Annotated in this window: 18 protein-coding genes; 13 read left to right on the top strand and 5 right to left on the bottom strand. The window is 66.5% G+C overall.

The window, feature by feature from the left end:
• The first annotated feature begins 30 nt into the window (after positions 1-30).
• The 4 genes from CDA09_RS07795 to CDA09_RS07780 all read left to right on the top strand — a co-directional run bounded on the left by CDA09_RS07795 (position 31) and on the right by CDA09_RS07780 (position 2276).
• Positions 31-336, top strand: a complete 306-nt coding sequence (locus tag CDA09_RS07795; RefSeq protein ID WP_121428097.1) for a hypothetical protein — start codon at positions 31-33, stop codon at positions 334-336.
• 317 nt (positions 337-653) lie between these two features.
• Entirely contained in the window at positions 654-1259 is a 606-nt protein-coding gene (gene gstA, locus CDA09_RS07790; protein ID WP_121428096.1) for a glutathione transferase GstA, read from the top strand.
• A gap of 77 nt (positions 1260-1336) precedes the next feature.
• Entirely contained in the window at positions 1337-1819 is a 483-nt protein-coding gene (locus tag CDA09_RS07785; RefSeq protein ID WP_121428095.1) for a glutathione peroxidase, read from the top strand.
• A gap of 91 nt (positions 1820-1910) precedes the next feature.
• Entirely contained in the window at positions 1911-2276 is a 366-nt protein-coding gene (locus tag CDA09_RS07780) for a YajD family HNH nuclease (RefSeq protein WP_121428094.1), read from the top strand.
• A 50-nt stretch (positions 2277-2326) separates the two neighbouring features.
• On the opposite strand, the gene CDA09_RS07775 is transcribed toward CDA09_RS07780, so the two are convergent.
• The 5 genes from CDA09_RS07775 to CDA09_RS07760 form a co-directional block, all read right to left on the bottom strand.
• A complete protein-coding gene (locus CDA09_RS07775) occupies positions 2327-5164 on the bottom strand; it encodes a PAS domain S-box protein (RefSeq protein WP_121428093.1) in 2838 nt (945 codons plus the stop codon).
• A 188-nt stretch (positions 5165-5352) separates the two neighbouring features.
• A complete protein-coding gene (locus CDA09_RS23130; RefSeq protein ID WP_128106542.1) occupies positions 5353-5577 on the bottom strand; it encodes a hypothetical protein in 225 nt (74 codons plus the stop codon).
• Entirely contained in the window at positions 5522-6037 is a 516-nt protein-coding gene (locus tag CDA09_RS23125; protein ID WP_128106541.1) for a hypothetical protein, read from the bottom strand. Before CDA09_RS23125 ends, CDA09_RS23130 begins: the two co-directional genes overlap by 56 nt.
• Before the next feature lie 23 nt (positions 6038-6060).
• The gene (locus CDA09_RS07765; protein ID WP_121428091.1) at positions 6061-6840 is read right to left on the bottom strand and encodes an NADPH-dependent F420 reductase; all 780 of its coding nucleotides are present in this window, start codon (positions 6838-6840) and stop codon (positions 6061-6063) included.
• Positions 6841-6896: 56 nt separating this feature from the next.
• On the bottom strand, positions 6897-7676 hold the full coding sequence (locus CDA09_RS07760; RefSeq protein WP_286164413.1) for an aldo/keto reductase: 780 nt from the start codon (positions 7674-7676) through the stop codon (positions 6897-6899).
• A gap of 467 nt (positions 7677-8143) precedes the next feature.
• On the opposite strand from CDA09_RS07760, the gene CDA09_RS07755 reads away from it, so the two are divergent.
• The 9 genes from CDA09_RS07755 (at position 8144) to CDA09_RS07715 (ending at position 21485) form a co-directional block, all read left to right on the top strand.
• Positions 8144-10441, top strand: coding sequence for a TonB-dependent receptor (locus tag CDA09_RS07755; protein ID WP_121428090.1), 2298 nt, complete (start codon positions 8144-8146; stop codon positions 10439-10441).
• 136 nt (positions 10442-10577) lie between these two features.
• Positions 10578-10907, top strand: coding sequence for a hypothetical protein (locus CDA09_RS07750; protein WP_121428089.1), 330 nt, complete (start codon positions 10578-10580; stop codon positions 10905-10907).
• A 147-nt stretch (positions 10908-11054) separates the two neighbouring features.
• Positions 11055-13217: a TonB-dependent receptor family protein gene (locus tag CDA09_RS07745; RefSeq protein WP_121428088.1), complete on the top strand. Its 2163-nt coding sequence runs from the start codon at positions 11055-11057 to the stop codon at positions 13215-13217.
• 105 nt (positions 13218-13322) lie between these two features.
• Positions 13323-13748: a DUF302 domain-containing protein gene (locus CDA09_RS07740; RefSeq protein WP_121428087.1), complete on the top strand. Its 426-nt coding sequence runs from the start codon at positions 13323-13325 to the stop codon at positions 13746-13748.
• Positions 13749-13877: 129 nt separating this feature from the next.
• The gene (locus CDA09_RS07735) at positions 13878-17051 is read left to right on the top strand and encodes an EAL domain-containing protein (protein ID WP_121428086.1); all 3174 of its coding nucleotides are present in this window, start codon (positions 13878-13880) and stop codon (positions 17049-17051) included.
• 460 nt (positions 17052-17511) lie between these two features.
• Positions 17512-17952, top strand: a complete 441-nt coding sequence (locus CDA09_RS07730) for an Hsp20/alpha crystallin family protein (protein ID WP_121428085.1) — start codon at positions 17512-17514, stop codon at positions 17950-17952.
• A 13-nt stretch (positions 17953-17965) separates the two neighbouring features.
• Positions 17966-18346: an Hsp20/alpha crystallin family protein gene (locus CDA09_RS07725; RefSeq protein WP_121428084.1), complete on the top strand. Its 381-nt coding sequence runs from the start codon at positions 17966-17968 to the stop codon at positions 18344-18346.
• Between the two features lie 252 nt (positions 18347-18598).
• The gene (locus CDA09_RS07720; protein ID WP_121428083.1) at positions 18599-19216 is read left to right on the top strand and encodes a response regulator transcription factor; all 618 of its coding nucleotides are present in this window, start codon (positions 18599-18601) and stop codon (positions 19214-19216) included.
• Positions 19217-19409: 193 nt separating this feature from the next.
• Positions 19410-21485, top strand: coding sequence for an ATP-binding protein (locus tag CDA09_RS07715; protein WP_286164412.1), 2076 nt, complete (start codon positions 19410-19412; stop codon positions 21483-21485).
• Positions 21486-21502 lie beyond the last annotated feature (17 nt).

Genomic DNA, 21502 nt, shown 5'->3' with positions numbered 1-21502 from the left:
CGCTCAGGACACTGTCGCCAGCCCCGGATCATGTTCAATTCCATACGCAAGAGTCTTTCGGAGAAATACGGCCCGCGCTTCGGGCAAATCGCCGTCGAACTCGGATTCCTCACGGAATCGCAGCTCACTGAAGCGCTCGCCTGCCAGGTTCGCGGGGAACTGAGCGGGAACGGCCACCGGCTGCTCGGTGCGATTCTTTTCGACATGGACATCCTGTCGGCACCCCAGATCGACGCGGTGATGACGGAATTGTTCCGGCGCCTGCGCAGCGAACAGGCCACCCTGCACCAGTTCTCCCACCCACGTGCGGACTACCCCCAGACGGGTGCCGGTTGAGCGGCGGTGGCGCCCGTCAATCGGCGCGTTGCGCCGACATCGTCAGGTTGCGCAGCGTGAGCACACGCTGAACGTGCGCGCGGCGATCCGCATTGCCTTGTGCGCGCCCCGCGCGTAGGCTCTGCGGAACCCCGGCACGATCCGGGAGTCTTTGCGGTGTGCCCGGACGTGCAATCGTTGCCACGGCAGGAACGTTCCCGGGCACCCCCATCACGGAAGGCCGCCCGCAGCGCCGCGGTTCGCCCGCTCGGGCCCCGCGCACGCAAGGAGTTGCTTTCCGATCGCACCCACCAATAACCCGGCCAAGGAGCCTATCGATGAAGCTGTTCTTGAAACCCGGTGCATGCTCGCTCTCCCCGCACATCGTGCTCGAAGAAGCGGGCCTCAAGTACGAAACCGAAACCGTCGACCTGCAGACCAAGGTCACCGGATCGGGGCAGGACTACACGAAGACCAACCCGAAGGGCTACGTCCCCGCGCTGCTGCTCGACAACGGCGAACTGCTCACCGAAGGGCCGGCGATCGTCCAGTACCTTGCCGACCAGGTCCCGGAGAAGAAGCTGGCGCCCCCCAACGGCACGCCCGAGCGCTACCGCCTGCAGAGCTGGCTCACCTTCATCGGCACCGAACTGCACAAGACCTTCAGCCCGTTCTTCAATCCGGCCACCCCGGATGCGTGGAAGACGATCTGCCGCGCTAACCTCGACCGCCGCCTCGGCTACATCGCCGAACAGCTCACGGGCAAGGACTACCTGCTGGGCGCCGATTTCAGCGTCGCCGACGCCTACCTGTTCACTGTGCTCGGCTGGGCGAAGTACATCGACATCGACCTGGCGAAATGGCCCGCACTGGCCGCCTACCAGGCCCGCGTCGCCGCCCGCCCGTCGGTCACCGCGGCCATGAAGGCCGAAGGATTGCTGTGACGGCGTGACGCTTTGCCCCCCGGCCCGGCCGGGGGTATCGCCGTAATGCGGCAGGCAGGATGTGGAGGGACAGGCACATGGACACGCAACTAGGCGACATCGAGGTCGAGCGCCTTGCCGGCGGCAGCACGACGATGGGCGAATACGCCGGGAAAGTGCTGCTGATCGTGAATACCGCGAGCCAATGCGGCTTCACCCCGCACTATGCGGGCCTGGAACAGCTTTACCGAACGTACCGCGACCGCGGGCTGGTCGTGCTGGGCTTCCCGTGCAACCAGTTCGGCGAGCAGGAACCCGGCAACGCCGCCGAGATCGCCGCGTTCTGCGAGCAGAACTACGGCGTCAGCTTCCCGATGTTCGCGAAGATCGACGTCAACGGCGACGCCACCCACCCGTTGTACGCCTGGCTCAAGGCGCACGCCCGGGGCGTGCTCGGTACGGAGGCGATCAAGTGGAACTTCACGAAGTTCCTCGTCGATCGCAGCGGCACGCAGGTCGAACGCTATGCCCCGATGACGTCGCCCCAGTCCATCGCGAACGACATCGAAGCGCTGCTCTGAGCGCGCCCGCACCGCGCCCTCAGGTCCCGATGAACCGGCGCAATTCCGCCGCGATCGAAACGTCCACGAGCCACAAGCGAATCGTCCCGCCATGAAGGCCTTCGACCACGACAAGCTCGACCGTATCGTCGCCAATGCCCGGCGCGCCGCCGACGCGCGCAGCGACGGCTACCGCGAACGCGCACTGAAGATCTACCCGTGGATCTGCGGCCGCTGCGGACGCGAATTCACCCTCGCCAATCTGCGCGAACTGACCGTGCATCACCGGGACCACAACCACGACAACAACCCGCCCGACGGCAGCAACTGGGAGCTGTTGTGCATCTACTGCCACGACAACGAACACCAGCGGCAGCTCGAAGCACAGGCGGGCAGCTCGATCCGGACGGACAACGGCGCCGTGGCGACGCACAACCCGTTTGCCGATCTGAAGGCAAGGCTGTCGCAGGGAAAGTGACCGCCCCGGATGCCGGCGCAGCCCTTGCGGCGGGACCGCGCGCTTGACGGTCAGTCGAGTGCTTCCGGTTCCACAGGCGACGCCCCGGCACCGGAATCGACCACGCGGATGGCTCCGCGGCCGGCCTCCTTGGCCTGATACATCGCGGCATCCGCGCGCTTGAGGATGAGCTCTTCGCTCCCCTCGGTGTCCAGGAACATTGCCACGCCGATGCTCGCCGAACAGTGGTGCCTGACGGTGCGCGCGGGCTGGCCGGCGTGTTCGACTGTCAGCACATAGGGCTCGGAAACGCGCGCCAGGATCTTCTGCGCCACCCGCTCGGCCTGGCGGCGCGACTCCACGTGATCGGCCTGAAGGTCGCCGAGCATCACCACGAATTCGTCGCCGCCAAAGCGTGCCACGGTGTCCACCTCGCGCACGCATTTCTGCAGCCGCCCGGCCACTTCCACCAGCAGCAGATCGCCCACGTCGTGCCCGTGGGTGTCGTTCAGCGGCTTGAAATTGTCCAGGTCGACGAACAGCAGGGCGGCCTGCCGGCCCGTGCGCCGGCAGGCGGCAAGCGTCTGCCGCATGCGGTCGTGGAACAGTCGGCGATTCGGCAGATTCGTCAGCGCGTCGTAAAAAGCGAGCTGGCGGATCTGCTCCTCCATGTTCTTCCGCTCGGTGATATCCGAGCCCAACGCGACATAATGCTGAACCCGGCCATGCTCATCGCGCACGACCGTGATGGTCTTTTGTTCCGGATAGATTTCCCCGCTCTTGCGGCGGTTCCATATTTCCCCCTGCCAGTGGCCCTTCTCGGCAAGCCGCTGCCACAGCGCCGCGTAGAACGTCTCGTCATGCTGCTCCGATTTCAGTATCCGCGGGTTCCTGCCCAGCACCTCCTCCCGGCTGTAGCCGGTGATGCGGCAGAAGGCTTCGTTCACGTCCATGATCTCACCCGTCGCAGTCGTGAGTACGATCCCCTCATAGGCATGGGTGAAAACACTGGCGGCAAGGCGCAAGCCGTCCTCGGCCAGTTTGCGGGCCGTGATGTCACTGTGCATGACCACCACGCCCTGGCGCTCGGGCCCCAGCGGATTGACGGTCATCGTGAACCAGCGCTGCGCATGCGGGGCGTGACAGGGATATTCGAGACTGAAACTGGGCAGCCGACCTGCGAGCACTGCGCGGATCCCCTCGGCGGCCCCGCCCGTGGCGCCATTGTCACTCGTACCGCAGATCGCCAGGTAAGACGTTCCAATATCGGTGTTGGGCGCGGCTTTCCCGGGCTCGAGCCCGTTCTCGATGGCAAATCGCCGCCACGGTTCATTGACGGCGATGATCATCCCGTCACCATCGAGAACGGCGATCTGACTTGGCACGGAGTCCAGTACCCCCTGCACGAATACCCGGCTTTCGCGCAAAGTCTCCTCGACCTGCTTGCGCTCCGTGATGTCCGTCGAGATACCGCACAGTGCGTAGACCTCACCCCTTCCATCGCGCAGCGGGAGCTTGAAGGTGAGGTAGGTCGACGTGCCGCCGTCCTTGCGATTGCGGAGGGTTTCCTCCGTCCTGACCGAGTCCCCTTTCTCCAGAACCTGCGCGTCGTCCATGCGAATCCGCGCCACGGTCTCGGCATCGAAGAACTTCTCGTCGCCATGCCCGACGATTTCCGATTCGGCCAGGCCGAACAGTTCGCACGCCTTGCGATTGGCAAACAGATACACGCCCGCCGCGTCCTTCATGTAAATGAAGGCGTCGACGCTGTCGAGGATCAAGGAAAGCTTCCGTTCGTTTTCCTTCACCGCGCGCTTGCGCTGCGACAGCGTCTCCAGAAGGCGGTTGAACCCACCGATCAGCTCTCCGACTTCATCGTCGCGAACGATGGGCAGGGGGTGCAAGAACTGCTCCGAATCCGAAAACGCGGCCAGCGACTTGACGGTATCGAGCACCGGCGCGAGCTGACGCTTGACGAGCACCCAGGTGAGCCCCGCAGCCAGCAGGCTGATCAGGAGCGCGGCAACCAGCACACGCCGCTGCACGTCGCGAATGGGAGCGAAAGCCTCTTCGATCGGCAGCGCAACGGCCGCGTACCAGCCCGCCAGCGGAATGCCCTTCGCCGAGGCGAGGATCTCGACGCCGGGGGGGTTATGGAAGATGACGGATCCTTCGTAGCCGTCCGCAAAGCGGTCGATCGCAGGGATGGTGCCGCGGGCCGGCAGCACCTCCATGATGCGGCGTTTGTCCGACGCCGCGAGCACGAGGTGATATTGCGGCGCAACAAGCACGTAACCGCCGGTGCGCCCGTAGCCGTTTCCGGCGACCTTGTCGATGAAATTCAACGTCGACAGGTTGGTCACGCCGTATAGGGCACCAACCACCTTCCCCTGAGCGTCGCGAAGCGGCGCGGCCATGCCCAACACGGGCACCGACAGCTTCTTGCCGATGACCGGCCGACCGACCATTGCCCGGCCTTCCCGGAGCGCAGCGGCGACGTGATCCCGTTCCATGTAATTGAGGCCGATCCGCCCGACCGAACGCGGCATGTCGGCGATCGCGGTGCCATCGGCGTCGAGGGCCATCACACCGCCGTTGAACAGATCCAGGAGGACCGGATTCCGTTCCAGAAGCATCTGCAGCCCGGACGGGGTCCGCGCGGAGGCCGCGGCAATCGTCCCGGCGACAACCTCCAGTGCGTGCAGACGTTGTGCGAGATCTTCGTTGACGCCCGCAGCCAGGATGGTGGCCGTCGAGAACTGCTGCTCGCCTACCAGGCGCTGCATATCCCTGTGCAGGACATGGCTGGCGTACCAGGCCAGCGACCAGATGCCGACCAGGAAGATGCACAGCGTGACGAGGGCGATTCGCGTGTTGAGCTTGCGCCACCGAAAGTCAGGCAGCTTCATCCGTTCATCCGTAAATGACGTGGTCGATCCAAAATATTCGGATGGGGAAGTTCTGCTTCGGGACAGGGGGATCGGCGCGTGTGCAGAGAGTCGATCCTCCGCACGCCCAACGCAGTTTTGTAATATTTACGTGGTAATTTACCACGAATAGGTCCGGAAGTGAGCGGCACTACGCCCCGCGGCGCGGCTCAGGTACGATCGCGCTCCTCCCAGCGTCCCAACTGGCGCGCGACCACGATCCAGCCGCCCGCGACCGGCACCGCCGCCAGCGCGATCGCGCCCGCCGACAGGCCCAGCGCGGCGAGCCCCGCGTAGATCCAGCCGCTCGCGAGGTCCCCGCCACGATACACCGCCGCGTCAATGAAGGCCTTGGCCTTGTAACGCTCCTCGCGGCTCACCAGCGTGAACAGCACCTCGCGCGCGGGCTTCGCCAACGCATGGCGGCTGCTGTCGTAGAGCACGCGCACGGCGACCAACGCAGCCAGCGCCGGTGCCGCGCCGAGGGCGACGAAGCCGACGAGCGCGACCGCGGGCGACGAAGCCGACGAGCGCGACCGCGGGCAGCAGGTGGAGCGCGGCATAGAACGCGCCGAGGTTGGCCGCGAAGAAGCGGTTCGCCAACGGCACGAACACCGCCCGCGGCCAGCGGGCGACGGCCACGGAATACAGCGGGACCGCCAGCAGCATCACGAGGAACACCGCGGTCCACAGGATCTGCAGGTTGCCGCGATCCGCCGCGCCGATCTCGTCGCGCACGGGCCGCAGCAGATAGTAGGCATACAGGATCGCGAAACCGTAGGCGGTGGCGAGCAGCAGCGGCAGGGTCTCGCCTTCGCGAACCGGGACCACCCGCCGGATGAGTGCGGCGAACATCGCTGACCCGCCGGCGGCGCCGATCACAGGTTCGGCACCAGGCCCAGCGCCTGCCGCAGCTCGCGCGCCGTCAGCGCGCGGCCGAACACCGGCGAACCGACGTCGAAGTCCCTGGCCCGCGTCAACCCGCCCACCGGCACCGCCTCGAAGCCCGCATCCTCGACCAGCCGTGCCGCCACCGCCAGCGCGTCGCGATCGTCCGCCGCCAGCGGCACACCGATGCGCTCGCCGCTGCGATGCGCCTCGCTGCGCAGCGCAAGATACGGCACCGACGTGAACGCCCGCACCAGCCGCACGCCCGGCAGGTAGTCGGCCGACGCGAGCCCGGTGCCGCGGTTCAGCGTCGGTGTCGCCATCGGGCCGTCGCGCTCGGGGCGCGGATTGCCGGTTTCAAGCACCACCTTGCCCGCCATCAGCCCCGCGTAGTCGCGCCCCAACTGCGGCAGCGCCCCATACGGCACCGCGATCAGCACGACGTCGCCGAAGGTCGCCGCCTCGCGGGGCGTCCCCACGCGCACGTTCGAGCCCAGGCGCGCCGCGAGGGGCTTCAGCTCGTCGGGGTGGCGCGAGGAAATGAGGAGTTCGTGGCCGGCCTTCGCCCACAGCTCCGCGAGCGTGCCGCCGATCCGTCCGGCGCCGATGACGCCGATCCTGAAACCGTCGGATGACGCGACGGCCCATCCGGGCAGCGCGCCAAGTACCGCAGTCGCCGCGCTGGCCGCCAGCAGCGCACGGCGCCGGCGATTGACGGGCGACTGGAGCAGGAAATGGAGCCCGGACTGGCGCCGGGATTGCGCGATCACCCTTGCCTCCTCTTCATGGTCCGGGCCCTGCGGCCCAACGCGGCCTGGCTGGACGCTCAGGCACTGATCGAATCCAGACGGCGCTTCCAGAACGCCACGTCGGGGATCATCCCCATGCCGGCGCGGACGTTATCCGTCACGTGCTCGGGCCGCCCCGTGCCCGGGATCGCGCAGCTCACCGCCGGATGACTCAGCACGAATTTCAGCAGCACCTGCGCCCAGCTCGTCGCCCCGATCTCTGCCGCCCACGGCGGCAACGGCCGGTCACTCAGCCGCCGCAGCACGCGGCCGCCGCCGAACGGCCGGTTGATCAGCACCGCCATGCCGCGATCGACCGCCAGCGGCAGGATGCGCCGTTCCGCTTCGGGCTCGGCGACCGAATAATTCACCTGCACGAAGTCGAACTGCGCCTCGCGCATCACCGCTTCGAGTTCGGCGTAGGCGCCGTTCGTGTAATGCGTGATGCCGATGTAACGGACCCGGCCCGCCGCCTTCCAGTCGCGCAACGTCGCCAGATGCACGCGCCAGTCGACCAGGTTGTGCACCTGCATCAGATCCAGACGCTCCACCTGCAGCAGCCGCATCGACTCCTGCATCTGCCGGATGCCCTCGGCGCGCCCGCGAATCCACACCTTGGTCGCGACGAAAGCCTTGCTGCGCACGCCCTCGGCGGCGAGCAGTTCGCCCGTCACTGCCTCGGCGCGCCCGTACATCGGCGACGAGTCGATCACCGACCCGCCCGCCTCGAACATGACCCTCAACACTTCAGGCAGCCTGCGATACTGCTCCGAATCGCGCTCGACATCGAAACCCACGTAGGTGCCCAGGCCGATCACGGGCAGCCTCTCCCCCGTCGAAGGAATCGGTCGCGTCAACATCGCACCTCCCGAAGATCCGGCCGGCGCCTGCGCACGCCCCCACCGGCCCGCGACCAACGATACGACAGCCCCTGCCGCGAGCCGCAGGAACTGCGCCCGCGTCATGCTGCAGGCAGGAAGCCGTGATGCCGCCGGACTGCGCATATGCCTCGCCTCCTCGAGAACGGCCGTCGCCGGCCTCCGCAAGTTCAGACCGCGGGGACGCCTGTCGAGTGCCGCGATGCATGGAAATTTCCGCCCCGGCTCACGGCCGATCCGTTTGCGCCCCGCCGACATTCACTCCAGCAGCGCGTGAGGACGTCGGCAATCAGAGTTTTTCCTATGGAAAGCGCCACGCGGTATATGTACGCTGACGCCTGCATCCGGCAGGGCTCACGGAGCATCGCGCCGGCCGGCCAATCATTTCAGCCAACAAGAGCAAGCTCATGCAGCACGCCCCCCCGGCACCGATCCGCAAACCGCTCGCGATCCTGACCGCCCTCCTGGGATCCGTTACCGCCGCCAGCGCAGCCGAAACGGTCGAACTCGCGCCGGTGGAGGTCGTCGGCACCACGCCCTTGCCGGGCATCAACCTCCCGAAGGACCAGGTTCCCGCCAACGTCCAGCTGATGAACAGCCAGCAACTGCGCGACGCGGGCGGGCCAGCGCTGACCGAGAAGCTGCAGCGCAAGCTGCCGAGCGTCAACGTGAACGAGATCCAGGGCAATCCCTACCAGGCCGACCTCAATTACCGCGGCTTTTCCGCCTCGCCGCTGCTCGGTACGCCGCAGGGCCTGTCCGTCTTCCTCGACGGCGTGCGCGTCAACGAACCCTTTGGCGACGTCGTGAACTGGGACCTGATCCCGCAGACGGCGATTGCCACGATGACGCTCGTGCCGGGCTCCAACCCCCTGTACGGCCTCAACACCCTGGGTGGCGCACTGGCGCTGCAGACGAAGCGCGGCGACACGCACCCCGGCGGCGCGCTGGAGGTATACGGCGGCTCCTTCAACCGCCGCGGCGGCTCCGTCGAGCACGGCGGCAAGCGCGGGGAGCTTTCCTGGTACGTCGCGGCCGAGGGCATGAAGGAAGACGGCTGGCGCGACCATTCCCCGTCCGAAGTGGGCCAGCTGTTCGGCAAGCTCGCGTGGACGAGGGGCGAAACCGATCTGGCGCTCACGCTCGCCCACGCCGACACCGACCTGATCGGCAACGCCCTCGTACCGGAGAGCATCGAACGCCAACGGCGCGCAGCGACCTTCACCCATCCCGACGAGACACGGAACCGCAGCACCCTGCTGGCACTCTCGGGCAGCCACTGGCTCAACGATCAGGACCAGATCTCGGGCACCGTCTACGCGCGGCGCACCCTCACCCGCACGCTGAACGGCGACCTGAACGACAAGTTCGCGAGCGAGTTCGCGCAATGGGCCGCTGCCGGCTTTCCCGTCGGAGCGGAACCGGAAGCCGGCGCACTCAACCGCGCCCGCACCGGCCAGACCGCTGCGGGCATCGCGCTGCAGTGGAGCCGCATCGCCGGCGCCCACCAATTCTCGGTCGGCGTGTCCCACGACCGCAGCCACGCCGGCTTCCGCCAGAGCCAGCAAGCGGGCGAGCTGACCGCAAATCGCGGCATTTCCGCCACCGGCGACGAAGAGCCGGTGAACAGCCTGCTCGGCCGCACGCGCACCACCAGCGTGTATGCGACCGACACCGTCGCGCTGGCCCCGACCGTGCATCTCACGGGCTCGCTGCGTTACAACCGCACGAGCGTGCTCAACAGCGATCGCATGGGCGACGCACTCAACGGCGACTTCACTTACCACAAGCTCAATCCGGCGCTGGGTCTCACCTGGGAGGTGACGCCTGCCCTCACCGTTTACGGCGGCTTCACCCAGGGCAACCGCGCGCCGACGCCGATCGAGCTGGGCTGCGCCGATCCCGGCAACGCCTGCAGCCTGCCGAATGCGATGGCCGCCGACCCGTTCCTCGGACAGGTCGTCACCCGCACGCTCGAATTCGGCGTGCGCGGCAAACTCGCCGGCAACACCCAGTGGAACGCCACCGCATTCCGCAGCACCAACCACGACGACATCCTCTTCGTCGGCACCGCCGGCAGCCTCGGTTTCTTCACCAACTTCGGACAGACCCGCCGCCAGGGCATCGAGCTGGGCCTGAGCGGGGAAATCGGCGCCTTCGACTGGCAGGCCAACTACAGCTACCTCGACGCGACCTTCCAGTCCTCGGCCTGCCTGCTCGCCGAGAACAACAGCACCGAAGGCCAGGGCGGCTGCCCCGACGACGAGATCCGCGTTGCGCGCGGCGACCGGCTGCCCGGACTGTCCAAGCACAGCCTCAAGCTCGGTCTCGGCTGGCACGCCACCGACGTGTTGCGCGTGGGGGCCGACCTCGTTGCATATTCCGACCGCTACGTGCGCGGCAACGAAAACAACCGCCACGAGCCCCAGGGCAGGTTCGAAGGGCGCGGGAAACTTCCCGGATACGGGGTGGTCAATCTTCGCGCGGACTACCAGTTGGCGCGCGGCTGGACCCTTTTCGGCCGCATCGACAACCTGTTCGACAAGCGCTACGCGAGTGCCGGGGCGCTGGCGGCGAACCCCTTCGTCGGCCCCGACAACGCGTTTGTGGCGGATCCCGGCGAATGGCGCCATGAACAGTTCATCGCCCCGGGCGCGCCACGCAGCGCATGGGTTGGCGTGCGTTACGCCTGGAAGGGCATCTGATCCGTTCCTCGCCGCGGGTGCGCCATCCCGGGATTCGGGATGGCCCGCGCCGGCAAGCTACCCTGCCGACGCTGGCGCATGGAACGAATGGATACCTTGCCGGGCTGCCCTGACTGCGCAGCTCCAGGAGACCGTGATGCTTGCGCGCGCCGACGTCGCCCCCCGCCGCGAACCCCTGCCGCATCGCTGGCACGTGCTGCAGATGCTGCGCTCCATGCACGCCGGGCATCCCTTCATACACCTGTGGGATCTGTCCTGCCTCACGCACCTCGACGGCGCACCGATGGCGGTGCATTACTTCGGTTTTCTCGAACGCAACGGCTACATCGTGCCCTGCGCGAAGGAAGGGCCACGCGCGCACTTCTACACCCTGTCGTCCGACGGCGTTGCGCTGTATGAGGCCGGCGAGCGATGGTGGCGCTCGCTGCGCTGGCCGCAAAAGTACTTCGTCATCTGGTACGGCTGAGACGCCCGCCAGTCGGCCCTCTCCGGCCGATCTCATGATTTTCTGTAGTGCCATTCCGTGGAGTCATGGACGCGGGACTGTGCGCGCGACCGTAAAGTGGGTACAAACGCCAGACGCGGCGCACGCCCATCGACAGGACCCGGAAACATGTTCGCATCGCCCTGCAGTTCGCTCCCGCCTCTCCCGCCCCCCCGGCTCCGGCCGCTGCATGCCGCGCTGATCGCGGGCCTTGGCGCCGTCCCCGCCTTCGCCGCCGATCCGGTGCCGACACTCAACCCGATCGTCGTGACGGGCAGCCGCGTCGAGACGCCGAGCTTCGACCTGCCCTTCTCGGTGGATTCGGTCGACATGCGGCCGGTGCAAGCGGGCAACCTCGGCGTGAACGCCTCGGAGGCGCTCGCCGGGGTGCCGGGGCTGGTCGTGCAGAACCGCCAGAACTACGCGCAGGACCTGCAGATTTCCGTACGCGGCTTCGGCAGCCGGGCCGCCTTCGGCGTGCGCGGCGTGAAGCTCATCGCGGACGGCATCCCCGCCAGCACGCCCGACGGACAGGGCCAGGCGGCGACCTTCAACCTCGACACCGCCGATCGCATCGAGGTGATGCGCGGCCCCTTCTCCACCGTGTATGGCAACGATGCCGGGGGGGTGATCCAGCTCTTCTCGCGCGACCCGAAGGGGGCGCCGAGCGTATATGGCGGCGTGCTCGGCGGCTCGTGGGGCACGAGCAAGGTCGACATCGGCGCCGAAGGCGAGAAGAACGGCGTCGGCTACCTCATCGACGCGTCGCGCTTCGACACCGACGGCTACCGCGCCCACAGCACCGCGACGCGCGACCAGCTGTTCGGCAAGCTCGTCTTCCACCCAGACCAGGACAGCAAGCTCACGCTGGTCGCCAACGCGCTGCGCCAGGACGACACCCAGGACCCGCTGGGCCTCACCTGGGAGACCTTCAAGCGCAATCCGCGCGCCGTCGAGAGCGTGGCCGAGACTTTTGACACCCGCAAGAGCATCGATCACAGCCAGGCGGGTGCGACCTACGAACGGCGCTTCGGCCCCGGCAGGCTGCAGCTCTCGGCGTACGCGGGCGAACGCAGCGTGACGCAGTTCCAGGCGATTCCGACCGGCCCGCAGCTCAACCCGCGGCACTCCGGCGGAGTCATCGACTTCGACCGCAGCTTCCACGGACTGGGCGCACGCTGGATCCACACGCTCGCCGCCGGCCCCGGCGAGCTGACGCTGACCGGCGGCGTCGACTACGACCGCTCGGAAGACGCGCGCAAGGGTTTCGAGAACTTCGTCGGCCGCGCCAACGCCCCGACCGCGCTGGGGGTGAAGGGGCGGCTGCGCCGGGACGAGACCGACACCGTCACCAGCGTCGATCCCTACTTGCAGGCGAGCTGGAAACTCGACAAATGGACGCTGCAGGCCGGCTTGCGCCACAGCGACGTGAAGTTCGAGGTGAACGACAAGTTCATCGCGGCGGGCAACCCGGACGACAGCGGCGACCTCAGCTTCCGCAAGACGACCCCCGCGGTGGGCATCGTCTACCAGCTGAGCCCGATCATGAACCTTTACGCCAGCGCCGCGCGCGGCTTCGAGACCCCGACGCTGGCGGAACTGTCGTACTCGGGCACCGGGGCGACCAAGGGCTTCAACTTCGGCCTGAAACCCGCGACCAGCAAGCAATATGAACTCGGCGCCAAGGCTTTCGTCGGCGAGAACACCCGTGTGAACCTCGCGGTGTTCGAGATCCGCACGGAGGACGAGTTGGTCGTCGACAACGCGGTCGGCGGGCGCACGGTGTTCAAGAACGCCGGATCGACGCTGCGCCAGGGCATCGAGCTCGCCGCCGAGAGCGAGTTTTCCCGCAACTGGCGGGGCAAGCTGGCGGTGACGCAGCTGCGCGCCGTGTACGACGAGGCTTTTGTCACCGGCACCGGGGCGAACGCGAAGACCATCGACGACGGCAAGCGCATCCCCGGCATCCCCGCGCTCTCGGCCTATGCGGAACTCGAATGGAAACCGCAGGAAGGCCTCTCGGCCGCGGTGGAGGCGGTGCACCGGAGCAAGGTGTTCGTGGAAGACACCAACGCGAAGCGCGCCGCGCCCCGCTACACGCTGGCGAACCTGCGCCTGACCGCCGAGCAGCGTTCCGGCGGCTGGACCCTCCGCGAGATGCTGCGCGTGGACAACCTGTTCGACAAGGAACACATTGCCTCCGTGATCGTCGGCGACGGCAACGACCGTTTCTATGAACCCGGCCCGACCCGCAGCCTGTTCGCGGGCGTGAGGGCCAGCTATCGATTCTGACATCGGCCCGTGCTCCTCCTCCTTCGCGGTGACCGTCTTCGCCCTGCCCGGCTCGTACGGGCGGGGCTCGTTTTTTGGCTCGCGACCCTGCTGTCATGCCTTGGCGTGGCACGCGCGGCCGACGGCGAACTCATCGAGCGCGAACTGCAACCGCTCGCCTATGCCGACGCCCGCACGGCGCTGCTCGACGCCTTCGTCGAAGAGGGCCTCGCGCCCCCCGCGGTGAGCCAGTTCGGCGAAATGCTGGCCCGCACCGCGCGCGACCTCGGCCACCGCGCGGATTTCTACGATCAGGCGGAGATCTTCTCCTTCTGCAGCGCGCAGGTGTCCGGGCGCATGGTCGCCGAGGACGTCCGCCACATCGCGCTGTGTCCGATGACGATTGCGCTGTATACCCTGCCGGGCCGCCCGCGCACGGTATTCCTGGTGTCGCGCCCGCCGGCGCTGCAGACGCCGGGCGGAGAGTTCGCGCGCGCCCTGCTGCGCCGCATCGTCGAACGCGTGCTTGACAACGCCGGCCTGCGCCGCTGAGGATCATCCACCGCGCACCTGCACAGCGCATTCCCGGGAAATTGGCACCCGCGCACTAGTTCAGCGCCATTTCGGTCGCCAATGCGCTAGATTGCAGTGTTCGCTCGTTCCCAACGAAGCAGGTGGTGTGTGAAAGCTCCGCAGCTCAACCGGGTCGTCCTGATCGCGTACGCCGCGGTGATCGGCCTCGCGGGCTTCGGCTTCTACGAGTTGTGGTCGTTCCGCGTCGCCGCGGCGCTGCGCCTCTCGGGCGAGAGCCTGCACGCGATGAGCAACTCCCTCGACGCCACTGCGAAATCCGCCACCGACCACGTGGCCATCCTCCGCGTCGAAGCCGAACGCGCGCTGCGCGACGAGTTGGTCCACGCACCCAATCCGCTGCGCAAGGGTTTCGCCGTGTTCCCCGGACCGGGCCTGTTTGCGACGGCGCGGCTGCCCGACGAGGTGCCGCCCGAGCTGGGCGCCTACGTCTTCGGCCGCGGCGACCCCGCCGCGTTTCCCCGCGAGATGGACCGCGAAATCGAGGTCGCGCTGCACCTGATACCGGTGTTCCAGCGCGTCCGCGAAAATGTCCCGCAGGCGGCGTGGGTGTATTACATGTCACGCTCGGGCTTCATCAGCGTCTATCCGCTCGATGCACAATGGAAATACCTGTCGTGGCGCGACGAGATGCTCAACCACCCGATCGTCGCGGACGCTGCACCGGAGAACAACCCCGAACACAAGCTGCGCTGGAGCGAGGCCTACGTCGATGAAGCCGGCAAGGGCATGATGAGCTCGCTGACGGCGCCCGTCTTCGACGCGGCGGGACGCTTCCGCGCCGTCGTCGCCCTCGACATCACGCTCGCGACCCTGAACGGCTACCTCACGGGCCCCGGACTGGAGATCGGCCGCGTATTCGTCGCCAACGACCGGGGCCAGCTTCTCGCCGATCCGGGCGTCGTGGCGCCGGGCGATACAGAAGTGCGCCTGGTCGACGGCAGCCTGCCGCTCGAACTCGTCGGCCGCCTGCCTGGATCCGGGACAATGACGCCGGGTTACGACGAGCACGACGGCTGGCTGCTCAAGGGATTGCATCTGAAGAACGCGCCGTGGACGGTCTATCACGTCGTCGATCGCACCGCCCTCGGCTGGGCGACGCTGCTGCACATGCACGTCGAGCTCATCGCGCTGCTGCTGATCGTGCTGTCCATCGTGCTGCTGGAACAGCGCCGCCGCGCGGCGCACCGGCTGCGCCTCTTCAAGGTGGCGGTCGATGCGAGCACCTCGGGCATCGTCATCACCGACCGCTCGTCGGTGATCGAATACACGAACCCCGCCTTTTCACGCATCACCGGCTATCCCCCCGCCGAGGCGCTGGGCAGGACGCCGGCGCTGTTCCGCTCCGGCCGCATGCCGCGCGAGGTCTATGCCGAACTGTGGAAAGTGATCCTGAGCGGCGAAAGCTGGCAGGGCGAACTGCTCAACCGCCGCAAGGGCGGGGAGCTGTACTGGAGCGACTTGCGCATCGCGCCGATCCTGTCGCCCCGCGGGGAGCCGCAACAATTCGTCGGCCTGATGAACGACGTCACCGAGCGCAAGCGCATCGAGGCGCGGATGAACCAGGCGATGGTCGTGTTCAACGCCTCCAGCCAGGGCATCATGACGACGGACGCGCACTCCGTGATCACCGCCGTCAACCCGGCCTTCACCGCGATCACCGGCTACACCGCCGAAGAGGTGCTGGGGCACAAGCCGTCGATGCTCGGTTCCGGGCGCCACGACGTGGCCTTCTACGACAACATGTGGGATTCGCTTGCCCGCCACGGGCAGTGGGAATCCGAGATCTGGAACCGGCGCAAGAACGGCGAAATCTACCCGCAGTGGCAGACGATCTCGGCCGTCCATGACCAGCACGGCCACCTCACCGGCTACATCTCGCTGTTCAACGACATCACCCAGCGCAAGCAGCAGGAAGAGGCGATCTGGCGGCAGGCGAACTTCGACCCGCTCACGAACCTCGCCAACCGCAGCCTGCTGCAGGACCGCCTCGACCAGGCCCTGACCCACGCCCGCCGCAACCGCGCGCGCGTGGGCCTGCTGTTCCTCGATCTCGACGGCTTCAAGTGGATCAACGACACACTGGGCCACGACATCGGCGACGAGCTGCTGGTCGAGGTGGCGCGCCGCCTGACCTTCTGCGTGCGCGAGCAGGACACCGTGGCACGCTTCGGCGGCGACGAGTTCACGATCATCGTGCAGGACCTCGCCGAGCCGGACGACCTCAACGCCATCGCCGAAAAGATCGTCGCGGTGCTGCGCGATCCATTCTTTCTCGGCGGGATCCAGCATCGCATGTCGGGCAGCGTGGGTATCACCGTGTATCCGGACGACGGCGAAAACGTGCAGGCGCTGTTCCGCAACGCCGACATTGCGATGTACAAATCCAAGCAGGCGGGCAAGAACCGCTTCCAGTTCTATGCTCGCGACATGCAAAGCGACGCCCTCGCCCGCTTGCAGCTCGAAGCGGACCTGCGCATCGCGCTCGAACGGCAGGCCTTCTCGCTGCACTACCAGCCCATCGTCGATGCCGACAGCGGCGAACTGGTCGGCGCCGAGGCGCTGATCCGCTGGATCCATCCCGAACGCGGCCCGGTTTCGCCGCTGGAGTTCATCCCGGTCGCCGAGGACAGCGGGCTCATCATCGGCATCGGCGAATGGGCGCTGCGCGAAGCGGCACGGCAGTCGCGGCAATGGCGCGATGGCGGCCGTGCCTCGCCGCGCCTCGCGGTGAACATGTCCGGCGTGCAATTCCGCGAAGCCGGCCTGCCCGATCTCGTCGGCGAAGTCCTCGCCGAATTCGGCATCGACCGCGGCGGGCTGATGGTCGAGATCACCGAGTCGGTGCTGATGGGCGGCAGCGAATCGATGGAATCGCGCATGCGTGAGATCAAGGCGCTGGGCATCGGCTACGCGCTCGACGACTTCGGTACCGGCTTTTCCTCGCTGTCCTACCTCAAGCGCTTCCCCGTCGACATCGTCAAGATCGACCGCAGCTTCGTCGCCGGCTGCCCGGACGACCGCAACGACGCGCACCTGGTCGAGGCGATCATCAACATGGCGCACAGCCTGGGCCTGCAGGTCACCGCGGAAGGGGTGGAAACCTGGGAGCAGGTCGACTTCCTGCGCGGGCTGGGCTGCGACCTCCTGCAGGGCTACCTGATCGGCAAACCGCTTCCCGCCGCGGAGTTCGACGGCATGCTGGAGCGGCACGTCCTGCTGCCCCCGGCCCACAAGCGCCGGCGCAGCAGATCGAGGACATGACCTGCGCCCCCGCAGGCAATCGCCGGTCGGCAACGAGCCGACGCCCATCAAACCGTTTGTCACTCACACGAAAGCACGGCACCCACGTCCGCGCTGGTTCTGGCCAATTAATCCAAATTGCATTAAATATCGTTAATGCATTTATCATTCAATTCCGCCGGCATACCATTCCGGCCGCCTTCATACCGATATCCATCAATAACACTTCGAACAATGGACACTCACGACCACTGCAACTGCCCGCACACCCCGACCCCCGATCACTCCGGGGCCCGTCGCAACTTCCTCACGCGCGCCACGCTCGCGGCCGGTGTGACCCTGCTCGGCGCCGTCGCGCCGAGCCGCCCCGCGCTCGCCGGCGCGTCGCAGGACGTGGACTTGAACTCCGGACAACCGCCTCTATATCCGGAATCATGGGTGTTGCAGGCGGACACCCGTCCCTGTCCGATGGAGGATCATCATGTTCTACCGATCACTGTTTCCCCGCGACCTGGTGTCCGAACTGGATCGCCTGCAGCGCGAGATGCAGCAGGCCTACGAGTTCTCCCCCAGCATCCGCGGCCTCGCACGCGGCGGCTTTCCGGCGATGAATGTCGGCAACACGCCGCATTCGGTCGAGATCTACGCCTTCGCGCCCGGCATCGACCCGGCGACGATCGACGTGCAGCTCGAAAAGGGCGTGCTGACGATCGCCGGCGAACGGGCGAGCCTTCTCCCCCCGAAGGACGCGAACGCGACTGTCCATATCGACGAGCGCTTCAGCGGCCGCTTCCGCCGCGTCGTGACGCTGCCCGACGACGCCGACCCGAACGCCGTGTCGGCGAAGTACCGCGACGGCGTGCTGCACGTCAGCATCCAGCGCCGGCAGGCCGCCCAGCCGCGCCGCATCAGCATCGAATGAGGAGGAACCGGACATGAGCGACAACACCAACGTCACCCGCAAGCCCGAAACCCCGGCCAGCGACATGGCGCTGATGCCGCCGGTGGATGTCATCGAGGATGCCGGCGGGATCACGCTGTACGCCGACCTGCCGGGTGTGCCGAAGGACCGGCTGAGCCTGCTGGTCGAAGGCGACACGCTGACCATCGAAGGCGAAGTGAGCCTCGTTGCGCCCGAGGGCATGGAATCGGTACATGCCGAAGTCAGCCTGCCGCGCTATCGCCGCGTGTTCACGCTGTCGAAGGAACTCGACGCGCACAAGGTCTCGGCCGAATTCAACCAGGGCGCACTCAAACTGCGCATCCCGAAGGCCGAACACGCCCAGCCGCGCAAGATCGAGATCGCCGTGGCGTAAGGCATTCCGCCCGCGAAGACGGCTCCCCACACAACACCGGCCCGTCCCGAGCGAGCAGTCGCCCGGGACGGGCCGGCATCAGCCGGCGATCGCTCCCCTTCCCTTCTCTCGTCCCGGAGCAGGGCCACGACGCTTGTCAGCCTTGGAGGGCGCACACCAGAGGCGGTAGAGTAAGGCCCTATTGCCTTCACTTGCCAGCGCGAGGCGCCGCTTCGCCGGCAGATGCGCACACGAAAACACGGGGAAACGTTGATGAGTGCCGACCAGTCGGTAGCGATCGTTGATGACGACGATTTTTTTCGAAAAGCACTCGAACGAGTCTTCCACTCCGCCGGCTTTCGCACCGAAAGCTTTGCCGCTGCCGAAGCATTTCTCGCCAGCTACATCCCGAAGGATGAGGCTTGCATCATCCTTGACCTGCGGATGCCGAGACTCGGGGGGCTCGAACTCCTCGACCGCCTCAAGGAGCGTGGCATCGACGTTCCGGTGATCATCTACACGGGCAATGCGGACGTTCCCGTCACCGTCCAGGCGATGCAAGCGGGTGCCTACGCCGTCGTAGAGAAACCTCTCAGCAGCGAACTGTTGATCACGCGCGTACGAGCGGCGATTACCGATGCCCGAGCCAGGCGAACCCGGCGCAACCAGAGCGCGTCGGCACGCGCCAAACTGAAACTCCTGACCGAAAGGGAAATCGAGGTCGCACGACATCTGACCGAAGGGCTGTCGTCTCCCGAGATGGCCGATCTCCTCGGGATAAGTCCGCGGACGGTCGATGCCCATCGGGCCAACCTGTTGCGCAAGCTCGAAATCAGATCGATCGCCGCGCTGGCGCGGCTCTTCGTGCTGACCGAACTTGGCGACTCGTAGGCCGGGACTCCACGAGCGAACCCCGGATTTCATGAGGGTGCGCCGAAGCCAATATCACACGGCAGAGACTTCCAGGCGACGACAGGCGTGTGCCTGAATGACATCGAGAATACACAATTGGTCGTAGTCAATGCGGGGGGAATGCCTTACCATTCCTGACCTTGGCCCGTTTGCACGCACCATGATCCGACACTTGAGCATTCGCAGACGCCTCGGCCTTCAGGCCATCTTCGCAGGCGCGGTGATGCTTGGCCTCGCCTTGGCGTCCGTGTGGGCCCAGCAGGTGACGGACCGCGCCTTTCTTCGCGTGATCCGGGGCGAAATGCTCCCCGCAATGGAATTGCATGCACTCGGGGCACGGCTCCAATCGATTCATACCAGGATGCAATCCGTCCTCCTGGGCCAGTCGACCCCGCGCGGTGCTCTGGAGATGCTGCGGAAGGAGCGGCCGCTCTTGCTGACGGCGTGGCAAACCTTTCGTCGGGATCACCGCAGCGAGGTCGACGATCCTGCCGAAGATGCCCTGATTGAAGACATCGCGACCTCCTTGCCGATCCTTCAAACCTTTCTCGACGGAACCGAGCAGGCATACGAGCAGCGCGACCGGGCGCAGTTGTCGTACCTGAGCGAGACGGGCTGGTACCAGCTCCAGCAAGCCCTCGTCGAAAATCTGCAGATCCTGACCACGCTGCAGGAACAACATGGCCTTACGGCAACGCAGAATCTGAAAAGCTCGATTCGGCACACCCGGCTTGCCGTCTCGGCCGTGCTGGGTGCCGGACTGTTCTGCCTCGTCCTCTTTTCCGTGCACCTCGGTCGTCACATCATGCAGCGCATCGGCGGCATCGAGGAGGCCCTGGACGCGATCGCGCGTGGGGAGCAATCCGTTGGGATCCCTTACCTCGAGGGGGAGTCGGAAATGGCCCGGATCGCGTCGGCGATCAATCGGACGATCACGCAGATGGCCGACGACCGCCTCGCGCTCACGGCCTTGATGCGTCAGTTGCAGACCGTATTGAATTCGGTCGCGGACGGGATCTACGGCGTCGACGGGGAAGGCCGGATCATGTTCGTGAACCCTGCTGCGTTGACGATGCTCGGCTATCAGGAGACCGAGGTGATCGGCCAGGCTGCCCACGCGCTGGTGCACCACCATCATGCGGACGGGCGCCCTTACGCGTTTGCAGACTGTCCGATCGCACGCTCGCGTCAACACGCGCACATTGAACATCGGGACGACGAGGTCTTCTTCCGCAAGGACGGCAGCAGCTTCCCGGTCGAGTACGCGAGTGCCCCGCTTCACATGGACAGCAGTCGCGCGCCGGGCGGCGTGGTCATTTTCCACGATATCACCAAACGCCGGCAGCACGAGCAGCTGCTGAACGAAACCGTAACCGAGCTGCAGGACACGAACGCGCGCCTCGCCGAGACGCAGGTCCAGCTGATCCAGGCCGAGAAACTCGCCGGCCTGGGGCAACTGGCCGCCGGGGTTGCGCACGAGATGAATAACCCCCTGGCTTTCGTCAACTCGAATTTTGCGACACTCGAAACCTACGTAAACAATCTCCTGAACCTGATCGACGGCTACGAGGGGGTGATCGCGGCGACAGCGGACGCATCGGCGCATGCGACGGTCAAGCGGATGCGCGAAGCGGCCGATCTCGACTTCCTCCGCAACGATCTTCGCGACCTGATAGGCGAAAGCCGCCAGGGTCTGCAACGCGTCGGCCGCATCGTGACCGATCTGAAGGACTTCTCCCGAATCGACAGCTCACCCGCCGAATGGGGGAACGTGGACATCAACCATTGCCTCGACGCCACCCTCAAGATGGTGGCCGCGGCGATTGACGAGAAGGCTGAGGTGGTGCGCGATTACGCGGCCCTACCACCAGTACGCGGCAATGCCGTCCAACTCAACCAGATCTTCCTGAACCTGCTGCTCAACGCCGTCCATGCCATCGACCATCGTGGAACGATCACCTTGCGCACGTCGCGCGGGCTCGACGAGGTATGTGTCGAGATTGCCGATACCGGCTGCGGCATGCCGTCCGACGTCAGCGATCACATGTTCGACCCCTTCTACACGACGCGGCCCGTCGGACAGGGAACCGGGCTCGGACTGTCGGTGGCATACAACATTGCGCAGAAGCACGGCGGGCGCTTCGAGGTGGATAGCACCCAGGGACAGGGCACGTCCGTCCGATTGTGGCTCCCGGTCGATGACACGCACCCAGCGTCAGGCGAACGTTCCGTCCCGCGTTCAACCTGACACGCATCCGGTTGCCG

Origin of the sequence: Azoarcus sp. DN11 (assembly GCF_003628555.1) — a bacterium.
GTDB lineage: Bacteria > Pseudomonadota > Gammaproteobacteria > Burkholderiales > Rhodocyclaceae > Aromatoleum.
Note: the sequence above shows the minus strand (reverse complement) of the source record. Positions and strands in the feature narration are given on the sequence as shown.